An 18,305-nucleotide genomic window follows, 5' to 3' on the forward strand; every position below is an offset into this window, starting at 1 on the left:
TTCTTCTTATTCTTCACCTGTATAGTCACGAGGAATTCGATCACTCAAAAGACAGACCACTTCATAATTAATGCTACCACGGTAATCCGCAACCTCTGTTGCCGTGATTTCTTTCTCGTCCTCTCGTCCAATCAGGGTAACCTTGGTCCCCAGAGGCAATTCTTCGGTAAGGCGAACCGTTACCTGGTCCATCGAAACGCGACCAACAATGGGACAATAATCCCCCTTAATCAGCACATGGAAATTTTGCATCTCTCGGATCCAGCCATCCGCATAGCCAATAGGAATCGTCCCAATCCATTGGGGTTCTTCCGTCGTATAGGTTGCGCCATAGCCAATATCTTGACCAGCTTCTAACTGTTTCACATGAACTAACTCACTCACCAAACTCAAGGCTGGCTTGATTTCATAAGGCAAGGCTAGCACAGAACCACTGGGATTCAAGCCATACATGACATCTCCCAAGCGAACAGCCGTGAAAATCGTATCCGCATGCCACAAAGAGGTGGCAGAATTACTCGCATGGACAATGAGAGGAAGGGTTTCAAGAGCAGCCAATACTTCTTTGAAAAATTGGTATTGCGCTTGGAATTTTCGATCATCTGCTTCATCTGCTGTCGCAAAATGAGTAAAGATTCCTTCAATTTCAGCTCCAGCTGCCAAGAGGAGGCGTTCAGCCTCTTTGATCTCTTCGATCCTTCGGAATCCTATCCGCCCCATTCCTGAATCCACCTTGATATGGACCTTCAATCCTGAAAGATCAGCTTCTTCTCCAAGCAATTGATCCAACCAAGCAAGACTAGCCACCGTTAAGCGGATATCATGCTTTTTAGCTAGATTCACTGTTTCACTTGGCACAACTCCCAAAATTAAAATAGGGTGTTGCAAGCCTTCTTCACGGATTTCTATGGCTTCATCCATATTGGAAACACAAAAACCATCTACCTGAGGTGCCAATTTTTTGGTCACCGCAACGACCCCATGACCATAGGCGTTGGCCTTGACGACTGCATATTTCAAAGCTTTGGTCGGAATATGCTCACTGACTTGTTGCACATTAAAGGCAATGGCATCCAAATCGACTTTTGCAACAGTTGGTCTATGTTTACTTGCTTTCATTTTCTTCCTCCAAAATGACACTGGTCGACACTAGGTCTCCCTTGTGACTGATCGAAACCCATACCTTCCCAGAAAAAGGAGACTTGGAAAAATAGGGAGCTCCGTGGGCATCATTTAAAATTTCTAACTCTTGAAAACCAACTGGTCCAATCCCTGTTCCCATTGCCTTTGAAAAGGCTTCTTTGACGGACCATCGGCCCGTTAAATATTCCATTTTCCGTTTTCCAGACAATTCCTCAAAGCGCTCTCGCTCAGCCTCAGTTAATACTTTTTCAGCGAATCGAGTATTCTTCTGATAGGCTTTTTCAATCGCAGCGATCGATTCGATATCGATGCCATGTCCTTTGATCATCTTGTTTTATCCTTATTTATCGTTTCAGTATCGTTTGACTGACAAAAGAGAAGGGGCTAAAGAATCACTCCTTCCGCCCCTGCCTTTTACTTATTCATCGTTGCAATTTCTTTGACCAAGGCCTGTGTTTTTTCCCAACCCAGGCAAGGGTCTGTGATGGATTGACCATAAACCACTGGTTCATTTTGACGGCCATCTTCTAGATAGGATTCAATCATGAAACCACGAACTAAAGTTGCCAAATCCTTGTTCCAAGCACGGTTCATCATGGTTTCTCTCACGATGCGTACTTGCTCTTCGAATTGTTTGCCAGAGTTGTCATGGTTGGTATCCACCAGGATGAAGGGATGTTGCAAGCCCATTTCGCTATAGCGTTTTGCTGCCGCTAGCAAATCTTCATAATGGTAGTTTGGAACATTCTTACCACGTGCATCCAAGCCCCCACGAAGGATCGCATGGGCTAAAGGATTTCCTGATGTTTCCACTGCTTGGGCATTGAACAAAAAGTTTTGGGGATGTTGGGCAGCATAAATCGCATTGAACATGACAGAAAGATTTCCAGAGGTTGGATTCTTCATGCCTGTCGGAGCAGAGATCCCACTAGATACAAAGCGATGCTCCTGGTCTTCAACCGAACGCGCTCCAATGGCATGATAAGAAATCAAATCCTCAACATACAGAAGACTTGCTGGATAAAGCAACTCATCCGCAGTTGTCAAACCAGTTTCTGTAATCACACGGTAGTGGAGATGTCGGACCGCTTTCAAACCATCCACAAAGCTTGGTGCTGCATGTGTATCTGGTTGGTGCATCAAGCCTTTATAGCCATCCCCATTGGTCCGAGGCTTAGCCGTATAGACCCGCATCACAATGAAAATCTGATCTTTGACTTGCTCTTGCATGTCTGCCAAACGACGGGCATACTCCATCACAGCTTCTTCATTATCAGAAGAGCAAGGACCGATCACAAGAAGGATCCGTTGGTCTTCTCCTTTGATAATCGCTTCCAACTCACGATCACGCGCTTCTTTGCGCTCCAAGGCTGGACCTTCCAAGCGGTAAAGCGAAGTGATCTCTTGCTCATCAATCTTATTGCTCTTCGTAATGAATACCATACGGCCTCCTTATGCTAGCTAGACCCATCCTCTCTCTATTTCAGAGGAACTCTTAAAATTTACGTCCGTGACAGTTTTTAAATTTCTTGCCTGAACCACAAGGGCACAAATCGTTGCGTTTCACTTGTGACAAGTCAATATCTGCTGGAATATCTTGTTGTTGCGCTGCAATGTTGCGAGTCGCAGTTGTTGAAATACTGTGTTCCGTACGTGGACGTTCTTGTTCGTGAATTTGGGCTTTCATCATGAGACGAGTCACATCAAATTCAATCGATCCGATCATATCGTTAAACATACGGAAACTTTCTGATTGGTATTCTACCACTGGGTTATTTTGCGCATATCCACGAAGTCCAACCGCATTTCGCAATTGATCCAGAGCATCGATATGGTCCGTCCACTTGCTGTCCACCACACGAAGGATCAAGACTTTTTGGAATTCTTGCACAGACTCTTCGTCACGCAATTTCGCTACTTGGCTGGCATAGATTTCTTCTGCACGTGCATACAAGTAATCAATAACTTCCTTGTCAGATTTTCCTTCAATATCGCTTTCAGAAATCGTATCTTCCGGAACCAAATTGTATTTGGCAAAGTTCAAAATCGCTTCGATACGTTCTTCCTTGCTTGAGTGGCTGGCTCCTTCAACAATCCGTTTGATGGTCCGTTTGATCATGGCCTTGATTTCAGGCGCCAAGTCACGGTTAGCTGTGATGACATCATAGCGTTCAGCGTAGATAATTTCCCGTTGTTCCCGCATCACGTCATCGTATTGAAGGACTTGTTTACGAGTATCGTAGTTGTTTCCTTCAACCCGTTTTTGTGCACCCTCTACCTGACGGGTGAACATGTTTGAACGGATGACCGATTCTTCTTCACTCAACTTGAAGCGATCAAGCACTGCTTTGATCCGTTCAGAACCGAAACGGCGCATCAATTCATCTTCAAGAGACAAGTAGAATTGAGATTCACCTGGATCCCCTTGACGTCCTGAACGTCCACGAAGCTGGTTATCGATCCGACGGCTTTCGTGACGTTCTGTCCCGATGACACACAGTCCACCGAGTTCGCGGACACCTTCACCAAGTTTGATATCCGTACCACGTCCGGCCATGTTGGTCGCAATGGTAACAGCGCCACGTTGACCAGCGTTCATGATAATTTGCGCTTCTTTGTAGTGGTTTTTCGCATTCAAAACTTCGTGAGGAACACCTGCTTGAACCAACAATTGAGAAAGGTAATCACTGGTTTCAACGGCAACAGTACCCACGAGGACTGGTTGACCTTTTTCATGACGAGACTTCACATCTTCCACAACAGCCTTGAATTTTGATTTCAAGCTTGGGTAGAGAAGGTCTGGATGATCAATACGGGCAATCGGACGGTTGGTTGGAATTGGAATCACGCGAATGTTATAAATTTCACGGAATTCTTCTTCTTCGGTTTTCCCTGTCCCTGTCATCCCTGACAACTTCTTGTACATACGGAAGAGGTTTTGGTAAGTAATCGATGCAGATGTTTTAGTTTCTTCTTGAACTGGAACACCTTCTTTGGCTTCGATCGCTTGGTGAAGACCATCAGAATAACGACGTCCTTCCATGGTCCGTCCAGTAAATTGGTCGACGATCAAGATTTCTTGATCTTCGCTAACCACATAGTCGATATCCAAAATCATGATGTAGTTTGCACGAAGGGCATTGTCGATAAAGTGAGTCAAAGCTACGTTTTCAATATCGTACAAGTTTTCAAGATTAAAGTAGCTTTCTGCCTTGTCAATACCAGAATCAGACAAACCAATGGTTTTAGAGGGAACATCGATAATGTAATCATCCTCTGTCAAGGTTTTCACATAAGCATCAGCCATGTGATAGAGCTGACTCGTATCAGAAGCTGTCTGACCAGAAACGATCAATGGAGTACGCGCTTCGTCAATCAAGATTGAGTCTACCTCATCGACCAAGGCGTAGTTCAATGGACGTTGAACCATGTTTTCTGCACGCACAACCATGTTGTCACGCAAATAGTCAAATCCGATCTCTGAGTTGGTTGAGTAAGTGATATCACAGAGGTAAGCTTCTTTTTTCTCAGCTGGAGATTTCGCTGCAAGGTTGATCCCTACTGAAAGGCCAAGCCATGAGTAAAGTTCTCCCATCTCTGTTGCATCCCGCTCTGTCAAGTATTCATTGACGGTAACAACGTGCACGCCTTTACCAGACAATGCATTCAAGTATACAGGCATGGTAGCTGTCAGGGTTTTTCCTTCCCCTGTACGCATCTCTGGAACGTCACCATGGTGAAGAACGATCCCCCCCATAACCTGTACCTTGTATGGGAACAAACCAAGTACCCGTTTCGCCCCTTCACGGACAACCGCAAAAGCCTCATACAAGAGATCATCCAAAGACTCACCGTCTTGGTAGCGTTGTTTAAACTCAACTGTTTTAGCTTTTAATTCGTCATCTGACAAAGCTGCCATTTGGTTTTCATAAGAAAATACCTTATCAGCCATTTTTTCCAGGCGTTTGATTTCGCCTCGATCATTTTCAATAATTGTTTTTAATAAATTTGCCATTTTTTTCCTTACTTTGAATCTTTTAAAATTTAAAACGTTCTTTTTATTCTAGCATTTTTTTAATATTTTTTCAAGATCAATGCTGTATCTTACAGGACATTTTAATAATTTTTTTCGTGTTGAAGGATTCAAAAAAATGCCTGCTAAAGCAGACATCTTTTCTTTGTTCGATGTTTATTCAGACAAATGGTAAGAATAGCTTGCTACAACCACTTCTTCATGCCAACGAAGAGCGTACTTCAATTTCAAACTCATCTGGTTGTGGAGAACATTTTGCCAATGTTTTTTAGGGATGAATTGAGGAACTAAGACTGTAACGGTATTCCCCTTTTTCTTAGCTTCCTCAGCTACTTTCGCAACAAATTCAACCGTTGGCTGGATAATATCCCGGTAACTCGTCATGACATTTTCAAAGCGAATATGAGGGAAATAATGCTTAAATTCTTCTGCTACCTCAGCATCTTTGGCCTTGGTTTCTTCCGTTGAGACGTGCATGGCTACAACATCGTTTCCTAGGCTGTTTGCATAACTCATAGCTCCCACACTTACCTGAGTGACATTCCCAACAAGGACAATCACGGTATTGCCCGCATAACTTGTCTTTTCGATCTGACCTCCCAAGCGCAATTGGGCCGCAACTTTATCATAGTGATTACGGATGCTCAAGAACATCCAAAGCAAGAGACCAATGATAGGGAAGAAGGGCCAGATCTCACGCAAACGGAATAATAAGAGGATCAAGACAATCCCATAACAGATGGCTGCCCCCAGGATATTGGCAAGCGAATACTTAAGAAATCCTTTTTGATATTGGCGTTTCCAGTGGATCACCATCCCTGTTTGAGAAAGTGCAAAAGGAATGAAGACCCCAATGGTATAAAGCGGAATCAAGCTTTCTGTTTGTCCATCAAAAATCAAGAGCAAGACGATCGCACCAATCGCCAAGGTCAAAATCCCATTAGAATAGCCCAGACGATCCCCTTTTTCCATATACATGTGGGGCATGTATTTATTTTTAGCCATGTTAAAGGCCAACATTGGAAAGGCGGAGAAGCCAGTATTAGCCGCAACTGCCAAGATCAAGGCTGTTGATAATTGGAAGACATAAAAGAAGGCTTGTCCGACTGGGGAATTCCCTAAGATAGCTTGGGCCATTTGGGCTAGAGTCGTTACCCCTTTTGTCGGAACGACACCCACCCAGTAATTGAGGAAGGTAATCCCTGCAAACATGATCCCCAAAATCAAAGCCATAATGGTCAAGGTAGAGGCTGCATTCTTTGCTTTTGGTTTCTTAAAGAAAGGAACCGAATTGGAGATGGCTTCAACCCCTGTTAGTGAAGCCGATCCACTCGTAAAGGCCCGCAACAAGAGAATGACACTAACCCCTGAAATAGTTTGACCCACATGAGCAGTTGCGTTATAGGCTAAGTGACCCGTCAAGATTTGGATCACACCATAGCCGATCAAGGCAATAGTACTGACAATGAAAAGGTAAACCGGAATCATCAATGATGTGGCCGATTCGCGCAGTCCCCGAAGGTTCATCAACATCAAGATCAAGACCAACAAAATGGAAATGTGAAGATTATAAGGATGAAGAGATGGAATCGCTGACGTAATGGCATCTGCACCGGAAGACACAGATACTGCTACTGTCAGCATGTAGTCAACCAAGAGACTACCACCAGCGATCAAACCCGCTTTCGGAGACAAGTTCTCCGTAGTTACCATATAGGCTCCTCCCCCTTGGGGGTAGGCATGAATGACCTGGCGATAAGAAATCGTTAAACTGGCTAGGAGAACCAGGACCACAATCCCAATTGGAATAGACCACCAAATGGCTCCCGCTGAAACGGTCATCAAGACCAGGATAACTTGCTCTGGACCGTAGGCGATAGAAGAAAGCGCGTCACTAGAGAGCATAGCCAAGGCCTGCATTTTCCCTAGCAATCCGCCTTCACCTTCTGCACCAGATTTCAACGGACGGCCAATAAACCATTTTTTCAATGTTGAAAACATAAAAAACTCCTTGAAAAAAGTTCATGAGGCCGGGAATTCCCTGCCTCTTTTCATAAAACAGGGGTTATTCTACTCCTTTTTTTCAAGACTGTCAACTGAAATTGTGAAATATTCATAAAGTTTTCATTGTGTTCATTTATCCAACCTCTCTTAGATCGGTCCGCTTCTTTTCAAATTAATTCAAGCAAAAAACGAGGCTGGGACAAAAATCCTAGCCTCTCAATTATTTTTGGATTGTCGAGCAAGACGCAGTGGTTGAGTGGGCTCTACTACGCTGTTTTCATCAGCTTTTACAGCCCTACTCAACTGTGCGGAGGTGGGACGACGAAATCGAATTCTAACGAATTACCGATTTCTGTCCCACTCTCACTTTTTTATTTTGCTTGATTTTCGACATAAAAGGAAATGACATCCGAAGTGTACTGGGCTGTGCCAGCTCCAAACTTGTCGATGTTTTCCTTGAATTCTGGATTATAGACATAGCCTTTGCCGATATGGCCAAAAACCTCTATAGAGCATTCAAATCCATACGTTCGAATCGCATCTAAAAGTTTGGCGGCTTGATCTTGGTTTTCCGATGCTGTTACTGGCAAACCAGCCTGGAGGTTTTTCGCCAAGACTTGGAAAACTTGATTAAAGGCTCCTGTCGCCTCCTCTTCTCGACCTTTTTGACGTTCAAGCGCTTGATCCATGACTTCTTGACCGTACTTCTCTACCGCCTCTTGCTGGTATTTTTGAGTATCTTGGTAGCTAAATCCAGTAAATTTTTCCTCAATAGTCATTTTTCTTTCTCCTTTTTGTTCTTGAATAGTTTTTTGCAAGGTAGAAATCAAGGTATCCAGACGCTGTCTTTCTTGAGTCAAATAGTCCAACTGTTTGGTCAAATGGGGCAATAAGTTAGATTTTTCTTCGGCCAAGAGTTCTGCTATTTGATCTAAGGAAAATCCTAGATACTTGTAGTAGAGAATCACCTGTAATCGTTCTAAATCTTCTTGACTGTATGTCCGATAACCATTTTCAGATTTCACAGGGACGAGAAGTCCTATCTTGTCATAGTAGTGCAAGGTCTTGACAGAGACACCCGACAGCTCTGCAGCTTCTTTGATATGGTACATGATTTCCTCCTTACAAGGATAGTATAATCCCTCCCCTTAGGTCAGAGTCAAGACTTAACATAATAATTGTTTTCAGATAAAAAAGGCTTGAGTTGTTTCACAACTTTTAACTCAAACCCTTTCTTTTTATGGATGACTCACGATCAATTCTAAACCTTGCCCTCCCAAAGTCCAAGATTCAACATCGCTCGGTAGGATAAAGTGGCTTCCTTTTTGAATAGGATAATCCTTTCCATCTACCGTCAATTTCCCTTCTCCGGCTATGACGCTCAATAAGCTGTAATCAGCAGTCTTTTCAAAATCAGCTTTTCCAGTCAGTTCCCACTTATAAACAGTGAAGAAATCACTGGCAACCAAGGTGGTCATTCGAAGGTCATCGATGACAACTGTATCTGGATGGCTATTGGCAGGCTCACCGATGTTTAACACATCAATCGATTTTTCCAAGTGAAGTTCCCGCAAGTTTCCTTGAGCATCCTTGCGGTCAAAATCATAAACCCGGTAGGTGGTATCACTCGACTGTTGGGTTTCAAGAATCAAAATTCCAGAACCAATGGCGTGCATGGTCCCACTTGGCACATAGAAGAAATCTCCAGCCTTGACAGGAACCTTTGTTAACAAGGCATCCCAGTTTTTATCTTCGATTTGCTGGCGGAGTTCTTCTTTTGACTTGGCATTGTGTCCATAGATAATCTCAGATCCTTCATCAGCCGCAATCACATACCAACACTCAGTTTTTCCAAGTTCTCCTTCATGTTCCATTGCATAGGTATCATCTGGGTGCACCTGTACACTGAGCCAATCGTTGGCATCCAAAATCTTTGTTAATAAAGGAAAGACAGGCTCTTTACGATTCCCGAATAATTCCCGATGCTCTTGATAGAGCTGGTCCAATCCCATTCCTTCGTATGGACCATTGGCTACTTTAGAAACTCCATGTGGATGGGCTGAAATCGCCCAAAATTCACCGACATGGTCGCTCGGAATTTCGTAACCAAATTCTTCTTTCAGACGAGTTCCTCCCCAAATTTTTTCCTGCATGACTGAATGTAAAAATAATGGTTGTCCCATAATATCCTCCTCGCATTTCATGTTTCTATTATACAAAAAAAAGAAAGTTTTTGAAAGCCCTTTCTATTATTTTCCTCTCTCGCCAGAAACTTTATTTTTGTGTATAATGAAGGGGATGACACTAAAAGAAAACATTATCCAACTGGCGCATTCTATTGGGATTTCAAAAATTGGATTTACAACTGCTGATGACTTCGCTTATTTGGAAAAATCGCTCCGCTTGGCCGTTGAGGAAGGACGGAATTCTGGATTCGAGCATAAGAATATTGAAGAGCGCATCCAACCCAAATTAAGTCTCTCCTCCGCAAAGACCATCATCTCAATCGCTGTCGCCTACCCCCACAAACTCAAGCAACAACCTCAAAAAACTGCCTATAAAAGAGGAAAATTCACACCCAACAGCTGGGGATTAGACTACCATTATGTCCTTCAAGACAAGCTCAACCGCTTAGCTGCTGGGATTGAAGAAATGACGCAGGATTTTGAATACAAGGGCATGGTCGATACTGGAGCACTGGTTGATACGGCTGTCGCCCGACGAGCTGGGATTGGCTTCATCGGAAAAAATGGTTTGGTCATTTCAAAAGAATTCGGTTCTTACATGTTTCTGGGTGAATTGATTACCAACCTCGAAATCGAACCAGATCAGCCTGTCGACTATGGTTGTGGAGACTGTCGGCGTTGTTTAGATGCTTGCCCAACCTCCTGTTTAATCGGGGATGGCTCTATGAATGCCAAACGCTGTTTGTCCTTCCAAACCCAAGACAAGGGCATGATGGACCTAGAATTTCGTAAGAAAATTAAAACGGTCATCTATGGATGTGATATTTGTCAGATTAGTTGCCCTTATAACAAAGGGTTAGATAATCCCTTGGCAACAGAAATCGATCCTGATCTAGCTCATCCAGAGTTGATTCCCTTTATAGAACTATCCAACGGACAATTTAAAGAAAAATTCGGGAACGTTGCTGGAAGTTGGCGAGGCAAGAATATCCTCCAGCGCAATGCCATCATTGCATTAGCCAATGCCAATGACCGCTCGGCCATCCCTAAGCTCCTGAACATCATCGAAACTTCACAAAATCAGATCCATATTGCAACAGCTATCTGGTCTTTAGGGCAACTGCTTCGTGAAGTCACGCCGGACCTTGTTGAGCTCTTACGGAATATCAAACATCCGACGGACGCTATCATAGAAGAACGAACTGCTTTCTTTGAAAAATTCGGTGTTCGAGCTGATCCAGAACTACAATGAAAAAACACTAAGGTTGTAACCTTAGTGTGAGGGCGTATACAAATTGCTATTTTATACAAATCTATTAACTTCTGTAAAAATAAAAAAAATTATTCGTTAGAATTATTCAATCATCAACTGAAACTTTCCGACGTGAGAAAAGCTCTTGAAACTATTCAGTTTCAAGAGCTCGGGAGTTTTGAGAGTAAAACAGTTCGGGGAACTGTTTTAGCCAGAGTCCAAAAATTGAAAAGCGAAGGGGCTCAAAACTAAGTCATGGAACTTCTTCGAAGTTCGCTGTCGTCCGTACTCACCTAAGGAAAGTTTCTAAAATGACTTTGTCATCAAGCTGACACTAAGGTTGTATCCTTAGTGTTTTTTTAGTTCCTTCAAGAAATACCAACTACCCATCTCTACTTGATTAAAGCTAATCTCACTTGAATAGACTTCCTTGTAACCATTTTTCGTGTAAAAATAGACATTTCCTTTGGTATTGGTATAAAAGGCTAGTTTTTTTCCTTGGATCTCTTCCAAGAAAGGCTCAATTCCTTCTGTCATAAAGCGACTGCCATAGCCCTGCCGTTGGTGTTTAGGGGCGACTGCGAGAAGCATCAAATACCAATCAAAATCTACATTTTGCTCCAATTCCTTATCCGTGTCCTCCATAAATTTCAAATAGGACAAGATATTCTTCAAGGAGATAAACTTGAGCAACCCGATTCCTCCATTCAAAAGATAGAGCCGAAAAGGAATCGGTCCCTTTTGCAACAAGGCAACTGCATAAATTTCAGTATTTTTTTCTGCTACAAGGCAAATATGGTGCTTAAAAAAAATCCTTACTAAGATGCGCATCATTTTTTCAACAAAAACAGGGTATTGTTTCAGATCCCGAACCAAATCCTTGATAACTTTTAAAAATAGATAGTCCTCAAAGGCTGTACTGGCTACTCGAACCACCTGATCCAGATCTGCTTTTTCTGCTTTTCTGTACTTCATCTTCTCTCCTCATTCAAGTCCTCCTTCCAGTATACACTATCACTCGCTCTTGAACAAAGGTCAATTTTCAGAAATTTGTTCATTTAAAGTAGCAAAAAGAGTTCGCCCCAGATGAGTCCTAATACCCACGCGGCGAAGACATCCTTAGGATAATGAACCCCTCCGAGAATTCGGACAAAAGCTAACAGAAGGGATAGGAGCATCGAGCACATTCCTAACAGAAGCGACAACTGACAGACACACATGGAGATAATAGTCGCCGAAAAAACATGTCGGCTGGGAAAGGAATGTCCGGATGAATTTTTTTCTAATAACGGTTGAATTTCCCATTTCTCATAAGGTCTCGGAACATTAACCCAATGGCGAAAGATGCTTAACAAGACAAAGCCAGAAGCAGGAATCCAGATAAAAGGCCAGATTCCTCCAATCGAAGTTTTCTTTAAAAACAGCCAACAAAAGACTAAACTGTAGATGACTGGCATGGCGAGCGTCAAGATTCGATTCATCCTTTGAAGGGCCTGCACACGATTTGGTTTTCTCGTAAAAGGCAAGATTAGCCAACGATAAAATTTCGGATAATCTTGAAGATTGGGCATCATGTTGGCCCTCCTGTCTTTCATCTTATTTTATACTACTAGTATACGCGATCCTAAGAAAGCCTGTCAAGCCAGGCTTCTGTTTTATCCTTTCTTTCTTATTTTTCACATTATTCAGCTTCAAAATCTGATGATTTATCATTTTTCTGTCTCCAAGAAACGTCTTTTCCATTACTATTATCGATAAAAAAATGAGGCTGGGACAAAAGTCCTAGCCTCTTAATTGTTTTTGGATTGTCGAGCAAGACGCAGTGGTTGAGTGGTCTCTACTACGCTGATTTCATCAGCTTTTACAGCCCTACTCAACTGTGCGGAGGTGGGACGACGAAATCGAATTCTAACGAATTACCGATTTCTGTCCCACTCTCATTTTTTCACTTTGTATGTTACGCCCTTTGTATCTTATTTTTACGCTACTTCTTCTGTGAATTGGCTATTATAGAGATCAGCATAGAAGCCATTTTGGCTCATGAGTTCTTGGTGGTTGCCTTGCTCGATAATATTTCCATCTTTCATCACGAGAATCAGATCCGCATTACGGATAGTGGACAAGCGATGGGCAATGACAAAGGAAGTTCGGCCTTCCATGAGTTTGTCCATGGCTTTTTGAATCAGCTCTTCTGTACGGGTATCGACAGATGAGGTTGCTTCATCCAAGATGAGGAGCGGGGCGTCCTTCAAGAGGGCACGCGCAATGGTCAAGAGTTGCTTTTGACCAACAGACAAGGTCACTGAATCATCTAGCACGGTATCATAGCCATTCGGCAAGGTCCGGATAAAGTGATGGACCCCAACCGCTCGAGTTGCTGCTTCGACCGCTTCATCCGAAATATCGGTTTGATTGAAGACCAGGTTTTCCCGGATAGTCCCTTCAAAGAGCCAGGTATCTTGTAAGACCATCGAAAAGGCATCATGAACTTCTTCACGGCTCATGGCCTTAGTATCCACACCATCGATGGAAATTTTACCAGCTTGAATGTCGTAAAAACGCATCAAGAGATTGACCATGGTGGTCTTACCAGCACCTGTCGGACCAACAATAGCCACCTTCTGTCCAGGCTTCGCTTCAGCTGTAAAGTCATGGATAATAGTCTTGTCTGGTGAATAGCCAAAACGAACATGCTCAAATTTGACATGACCTTTTGGTGTTTCCAATTGACGAGTTTTTTGGAATTCGTCTTCCATTTCTTCTTCATCCAAGAAATCAAAGACACGCCCCATAGCAGCACTGGCTGATTGCAATTGGGTAATTCCTTGGGCCATTTGACCAATTGGTTGGGTAAAGATGCGGACATAGGTCATAAAGGCCACAATAGTCCCGATGGTAATATCCCCATTAATGGTGAGGACAGCCCCAACGATACAGACCATGACATAGCCGAAATTCCCTACAAACTGCATCAAGGGCATCATGATCCCAGAGAAGAATTGGGATTTCCACATGCTATGGTACAAATCTTGGTTGATGGTATCAAAATGATCTTTGGCCTGATGACGGCCATTATAGGAAATGACAACATTGTGGCTACTATAGATTTCTTCAACATAGCCTGAAACTTTAGCAAGATTATCTTGCTGCTGTTTAAACAAAGGCTGACTCTTGACCATAATAATGCTAGAAAGAGCAAAGCCTGCAAAGACGGAAAGGATAGCGGTCAAAGCTAAGTGCCAGTCCGTCTTAAACATCATAAAGATGGAGCCAATCAATAAGACAATAGAGGAGACCATTTGAACCAAACTTTGGTTAAAGGATTGAGTCATCAAATCCACGTCATTGGTCACACGAGACAAGGTATCTCCTTGTTCATGGCTATCAAAATATTGGAGAGGTACACGATTGATCTTTTCAGCGATGGCATTGCGCAAGCGTTCTGCGAAGCGCTGAATCATCGTTGAGATAATGAAACTACTGCTGTAGGACACCAGTGCTCCAACTCCATAAAGGATGGCTAAGGTCAGGGCAATCGAAGTGATCTTGTCAATATCAATGGCTCCTCCCATCCCTTTTGTGATGGTATCCGTGATTTCTTTTAACTTATCCGGTCCAATAACCGTGATAATACTCGATACGATCGAAAAGAGGATAGCAACTAGGAAAAATAGGTGGAAGCCCTTCAAATAGGGAGAAAGTTGTCTCCAAAGGGACGAATCTTGTTTTGTTTTATGCATGTTCCAACTCCTCCTTAGACAATTGTGAATAGGCAATTTCTTGATAGACTTCATTAGTCGCAAGCAATTCCTTGTGGGTACCTTGACCGACGACCTTCCCTTGATCCAAGACCAAAATCAAATCTGCATCCATAATGGTCGAAATCCGTTGGGCAACGATCAATTTGGTCGTATCTGCCAACTCTTCTTTTAGGGCTTGTCGCAAGATACGATCCGTTTTGTAATCCAGGGCTGAGAAGGAATCATCAAAGATGAGGATCTCGGGCTTGCGTGCAAGGGCACGCGCAATGGCCAAGCGTTGACGTTGACCGCCAGAGAAGTTGCTTCCTCCTTGCGCTACTTCTGTATCCAAGCCTTTTTCTTTTGCGGCCACAAACTCTTTAGCTTGGGCCAATTCAAGAGCTTTCCAGATGGCTTCATCCTCTAATTTTCCTTGACTACTTTCTCCAAATTCCATATTGGAGCGAATCGTGCCACTAAAGAGCACTGCTTTTTGTGGAATGTAGCCGACTTTATTGTTCAATTCTTGGTGGCTATAGTCCTTGACATTGACCCCATCCACTAAGATCTTTCCTTCTGTCGCATCGTAAAAACGTGAGATTAAATTGACCAAAGTGGATTTCCCAGAACCAGTTGATCCAATGAAAGCAACGGTTTGTCCTTTCTGAGCTGAGAAGGTCACGTGTTCAATCACCGCACGAGAAGTCCTTCCATATCGGAAGGAAACATCTTGAAATTCTACACTTCCTTTTTCTCCAGACTCAGTCTTGGACTCAGATGGAAAATCAACAGACGGCTCTAGAGCCAAGACCTGATTAATCCGTTTCGCGGATACTAGTGCACGAGGAAGAATAATCAAGATGGCTACCATCATCATAAAGCCAATGACAACCTGCATGGCGTAAGAGGAGAAGGTGATCATATCGGAGAAGACCTTGGTCCGATCCGCTAAGGCAGGACTGGTGAAGATCTTTGTGGGATCTTTTGGCATGGCGATATCATTGATCAAGTGCGCCCCAATCCAGTAGATAGCAAGGGTCAACCCACTTGATACCACTGTCATAACCGGGTTCATCAAAGACATCAACCGATAAACAAAGAGATTTAGACGGGTTAAGCCCTTGTTTTCAGCCTGGAATTTCTCATTTTGATAAGCTTCAGCATTGTAGGCACGAACGACCCGCACCCCAGTCAAACTCTCCCGTGTCGTCGCATTCAAGGCATCGGTCAAACCTTGAACCTTTTGCTGACGTGGAAAGGCAATAAGAACCAGAATAGAAAGAAGAATCAAGACCATCAAGACTGCAATCCCAACAGACGTTGTCCAGGCACTGCTCTTCCCCCAAATCTTGGTTAAGGCCCAAATCGCCATAATGGGACCACGCGTCACAACTTGCATCCCCATGACAATCATGATTTGCAATTGAGTCAAATCGTTGGTCGTCCGGGTCAAGAGAGAGGGAACGGAGAATTTCTTGATCTCGGCATCAGAGTAATCCATCACTTGATGGAAAATATCTCCTCGAAGTCGCGTCGTAAAGCTGGCAGCGACTCTTGAAGCCAAAAAGCCCACAAAAACTGCCATCAAAAAGCTTCCAAAAGAGAAGAGCAACATCTTGCTTCCCGGATCCATGATATCAGAAACCTTAGTCCCATCCTTAGCTAAGAGGGTCGTGATATCGGATAAGTATTCAGGAGTCTTTAAATCCATCCAAACAGCCAGACAGATAAAGACCGTACTAAGGGCAATCATGCCCCATTCTTTGGCGGTTAACCGCCGAAATATATTGATCATTCCTCGCTCCTTTTTTTCATATTCTCATAAAATTGATGCATGACCTTGAAAAAGATGGCCAATTCTTCTTCTGATACACCAGCCATCATCTTCTGGTCCACTTCCTCAAAGAATTGTTTCATGTCATTCAACTTGTTTTTCACACTGTCTGTTAGGTAGATATACTTGGCCCGTTTATCGGTCGGACTAGGCTCTAAATAAATAAAGCCATTTTTCTCCATCCGCTTGATCAGGTTACTCGTCACTGATTTTGCGATATGAAGTTCCTGCTCAACATCCCGAATCAAGGTCACTTTTCCCTCCTTTTCACGATGAGATAAGAAGCTCAATACCTGACCTTGTGGTCCTGCGCTAAATTCAAGCCCCTGCTTCTTGGCCTCTCTTTCTACCATGAGGTGAATGAGATGGCCGATCTTTTTAAATTCTAGTAAAGGTTTGTCCATCATTTCCTCCAAATAGTTCTCTTAAGAACTTTAAAGTTACTATGAGAACTATTTTAACACAAAAAAGATCCCTGTCAAGAAAAAGTTTCCATAAGAACTAAAAAAATGGAGCCGAATCGACTCCATCCTTCATCTTTAGATAATAATGCCTTCTAGATGATCCATTTCATGCTGACAGATCTGGGCCGGGAAGCCTGACAAATGAATTGTTTTTGCTTTCCAATTCACATCTCGATAGGCCACTGAAATCTCCTCATAACGAGTGGTCGGCCGACACCCCATCAAGGACAAGCATCCTTCCTCTGTTTGGTAAGGCTTTTTCTTTTCAAGGAGAACCGGATTAAACAGGACCAGATTTTCACTTCCCATTCGAATGATAATCGCCCGTTTTTTCACCCCGATCATATTAGCCGCTAAACCGACACACTCAAGGAGATGAGCATTTAAGGTGTCCTGCAAATCCAAAGCCAAGGTGCGATCCTCAGGTGTCGCTTCTTCTGACTTTTGACCCAAGAATAAGACATCTTTTACAATATTCTTTTTCATTCCTTCCTCACTTCTTGATAGATAGACGAAAGAAGAGGGTGGGACAGAAATCGGTAATTCGTTAGAATTCGATTTCGTCGTCCCACCTCCGCACAGTTGAGTAGGGCTGTAAAAGCTGATGAAATTAGCGTAGTAGAGCCCACTCAACCACTGCGTCTTGCTCGACAATCCAAAAATAATTGAGAGGCTAGGACTTTTGTCCCAGCCTCCTCGCTCTTGTTTCTAACCTCTAAGAGACAATTGCTGCTTATTTTTTAAGCTTTTCGCTCACTTCTTTTGCAAGGACAAAGTTCCCCAAGGTCGCTGAACCATTGCCGGCAACTGCAGGTGTCACAATATAATCTCTCACATCAGGTACAGGGAGGTAACCGTTCAAGAGGGCAGTAAATTTCGTGCGAACACGATCTAACATATGTTGTTGAGCCATGACTCCTCCTCCAAAGACAATGACGTCTGGGCGGAAGGTAACTGTCGCATTCACTGCTGCTTGTGCGATGTAGTAGGCTTGAATATCCCATACATTGCTGTTGAGTTCAATGTTTTCCCCACGAATACCCGTACGAGCTTCGAGACTAGGACCAGCCGCAAAACCTTCCAAACAGCCATTGTGGAAAGGACAAACACCCTTGAATTCTTTTTCCACATCCATTGGGTGTTGGGCCACATAGTAGTGTCCCATTTCTGGGTGCCCAGCTCCCCCGATAAACTCACCACGTTGGATGACACCAGCTCCGATTCCTGTTCCGATTGTATAGTAAACCAAGTTTTCGATATGACCACCCGCATTGTTGCGTGCGACCACTTCTCCATAGGCAGAACTATTCACATCTGTTGTGAAATAGATAGGTACATTCAAGGCACGACGGAAGGCCCCAACGATATCTACATTGGCCCAATTTGGTTTTGGAGTCGTTGTGATGAAACCATAAGTGTTTGAATTTGGATCGATATCAATTGGTCCAAATGAACCAATCGCAAGCCCAACTAGATCCTCAAATTTTGAGAAAAATTCAATACACTTATCAATCGTCTCAATTGGCTTGGTTGTTGGAAATTGTACTTTTTCCACAACATTATAGTTTTCATCACCAACCGCACAAACAAATTTTGTACCGCCAGCTTCCAAACTTCCATATAATTTTGTCATGTTGGCTCCTTTTTTA

At 43.2% G+C, this 18,305-nt stretch carries 15 protein-coding genes; 1 reads left to right on the plus strand and 14 read right to left on the minus strand.

From position 1 onward, the window contains the following. Nucleotides 1–6: 6 nt before the first annotated feature. The 7 genes from alr to manA all read right to left on the minus strand — a co-directional run bounded on the left by alr (nucleotide 7) and on the right by manA (nucleotide 9,363). On the minus strand, nucleotides 7–1,119 hold the full coding sequence (gene alr, locus AB4X21_RS08255) for an alanine racemase (protein ID WP_320911212.1): 1,113 nt from the start codon (nucleotides 1,117–1,119) through the stop codon (nucleotides 7–9). Further along, on the minus strand, nucleotides 1,106–1,471 hold the full coding sequence (gene acpS / locus AB4X21_RS08260) for a holo-ACP synthase (RefSeq protein WP_270299163.1): 366 nt from the start codon (nucleotides 1,469–1,471) through the stop codon (nucleotides 1,106–1,108). The genes alr and acpS overlap by 14 nt, the downstream gene beginning before the upstream one ends. A gap of 86 nt (nucleotides 1,472–1,557) precedes the next feature. Continuing rightward, nucleotides 1,558–2,586 carry a 3-deoxy-7-phosphoheptulonate synthase gene (locus tag AB4X21_RS08265; protein ID WP_270299161.1) on the minus strand — a complete coding sequence of 343 codons (1,029 nt, stop codon included), beginning with the start codon at nucleotides 2,584–2,586 and terminating at the stop codon, nucleotides 1,558–1,560. Nucleotides 2,587–2,638: 52 nt separating this feature from the next. Continuing rightward, nucleotides 2,639–5,158, minus strand: a complete 2,520-nt coding sequence (secA, locus tag AB4X21_RS08270) for a preprotein translocase subunit SecA (protein ID WP_003013159.1) — start codon at nucleotides 5,156–5,158, stop codon at nucleotides 2,639–2,641. Between the two features lie 174 nt (nucleotides 5,159–5,332). Beyond that, nucleotides 5,333–7,177 (minus strand): APC family permease, encoded by a 1,845-nt coding sequence (locus AB4X21_RS08275; protein WP_155126493.1) that lies wholly within the window; start codon nucleotides 7,175–7,177, stop codon nucleotides 5,333–5,335. A 374-nt stretch (nucleotides 7,178–7,551) separates the two neighbouring features. Then, nucleotides 7,552–8,292 (minus strand): MerR family transcriptional regulator, encoded by a 741-nt coding sequence (locus AB4X21_RS08280; RefSeq protein ID WP_320911210.1) that lies wholly within the window; start codon nucleotides 8,290–8,292, stop codon nucleotides 7,552–7,554. A 126-nt stretch (nucleotides 8,293–8,418) separates the two neighbouring features. Continuing rightward, complete coding sequence (gene manA, locus AB4X21_RS08285; RefSeq protein ID WP_155126490.1) at nucleotides 8,419–9,363, minus strand: mannose-6-phosphate isomerase, class I; 945 nt, start codon at nucleotides 9,361–9,363, stop codon at nucleotides 8,419–8,421. Between the two features lie 115 nt (nucleotides 9,364–9,478). Here manA and queG point away from each other — a divergent pair, with 115 nt between their 5' ends. Beyond that, nucleotides 9,479–10,618: a tRNA epoxyqueuosine(34) reductase QueG gene (gene queG, locus AB4X21_RS08290; protein ID WP_320911209.1), complete on the plus strand. Its 1,140-nt coding sequence runs from the start codon at nucleotides 9,479–9,481 to the stop codon at nucleotides 10,616–10,618. Between the two features lie 348 nt (nucleotides 10,619–10,966). Here the strand turns inward: queG and AB4X21_RS08295 are convergent, their stop codons facing one another. The 7 genes from AB4X21_RS08295 to scrK form a co-directional block, all read right to left on the minus strand. Beyond that, on the minus strand, nucleotides 10,967–11,593 hold the full coding sequence (locus tag AB4X21_RS08295) for a GNAT family N-acetyltransferase (RefSeq protein ID WP_155172473.1): 627 nt from the start codon (nucleotides 11,591–11,593) through the stop codon (nucleotides 10,967–10,969). 83 nt (nucleotides 11,594–11,676) lie between these two features. Further along, nucleotides 11,677–12,192: a phosphatase PAP2 family protein gene (locus tag AB4X21_RS08300; protein WP_369087793.1), complete on the minus strand. Its 516-nt coding sequence runs from the start codon at nucleotides 12,190–12,192 to the stop codon at nucleotides 11,677–11,679. A 405-nt stretch (nucleotides 12,193–12,597) separates the two neighbouring features. Further along, the gene (locus AB4X21_RS08305) at nucleotides 12,598–14,358 is read right to left on the minus strand and encodes an ABC transporter ATP-binding protein (protein ID WP_369087794.1); all 1,761 of its coding nucleotides are present in this window, start codon (nucleotides 14,356–14,358) and stop codon (nucleotides 12,598–12,600) included. Further along, nucleotides 14,351–16,153, minus strand: a complete 1,803-nt coding sequence (locus AB4X21_RS08310) for an ABC transporter ATP-binding protein (protein WP_369087795.1) — start codon at nucleotides 16,151–16,153, stop codon at nucleotides 14,351–14,353. Before AB4X21_RS08310 ends, AB4X21_RS08305 begins: the two co-directional genes overlap by 8 nt. After that, the gene (locus AB4X21_RS08315; protein WP_037606939.1) at nucleotides 16,150–16,596 is read right to left on the minus strand and encodes a MarR family winged helix-turn-helix transcriptional regulator; all 447 of its coding nucleotides are present in this window, start codon (nucleotides 16,594–16,596) and stop codon (nucleotides 16,150–16,152) included. Before AB4X21_RS08315 ends, AB4X21_RS08310 begins: the two co-directional genes overlap by 4 nt. Nucleotides 16,597–16,731: 135 nt before the next feature. After that, entirely contained in the window at nucleotides 16,732–17,142 is a 411-nt protein-coding gene (locus AB4X21_RS08320; protein ID WP_003013493.1) for a peptide deformylase, read from the minus strand. 247 nt (nucleotides 17,143–17,389) lie between these two features. Then, nucleotides 17,390–18,289, minus strand: a complete 900-nt coding sequence (gene scrK, locus AB4X21_RS08325) for a fructokinase ScrK (RefSeq protein ID WP_003016958.1) — start codon at nucleotides 18,287–18,289, stop codon at nucleotides 17,390–17,392. Nucleotides 18,290–18,305 lie beyond the last annotated feature (16 nt).

The organism is Streptococcus sp. CP1998, assembly GCF_041026655.1.
Taxonomy (GTDB): Bacteria; Bacillota; Bacilli; order Lactobacillales; family Streptococcaceae; genus Streptococcus; species Streptococcus dentalis.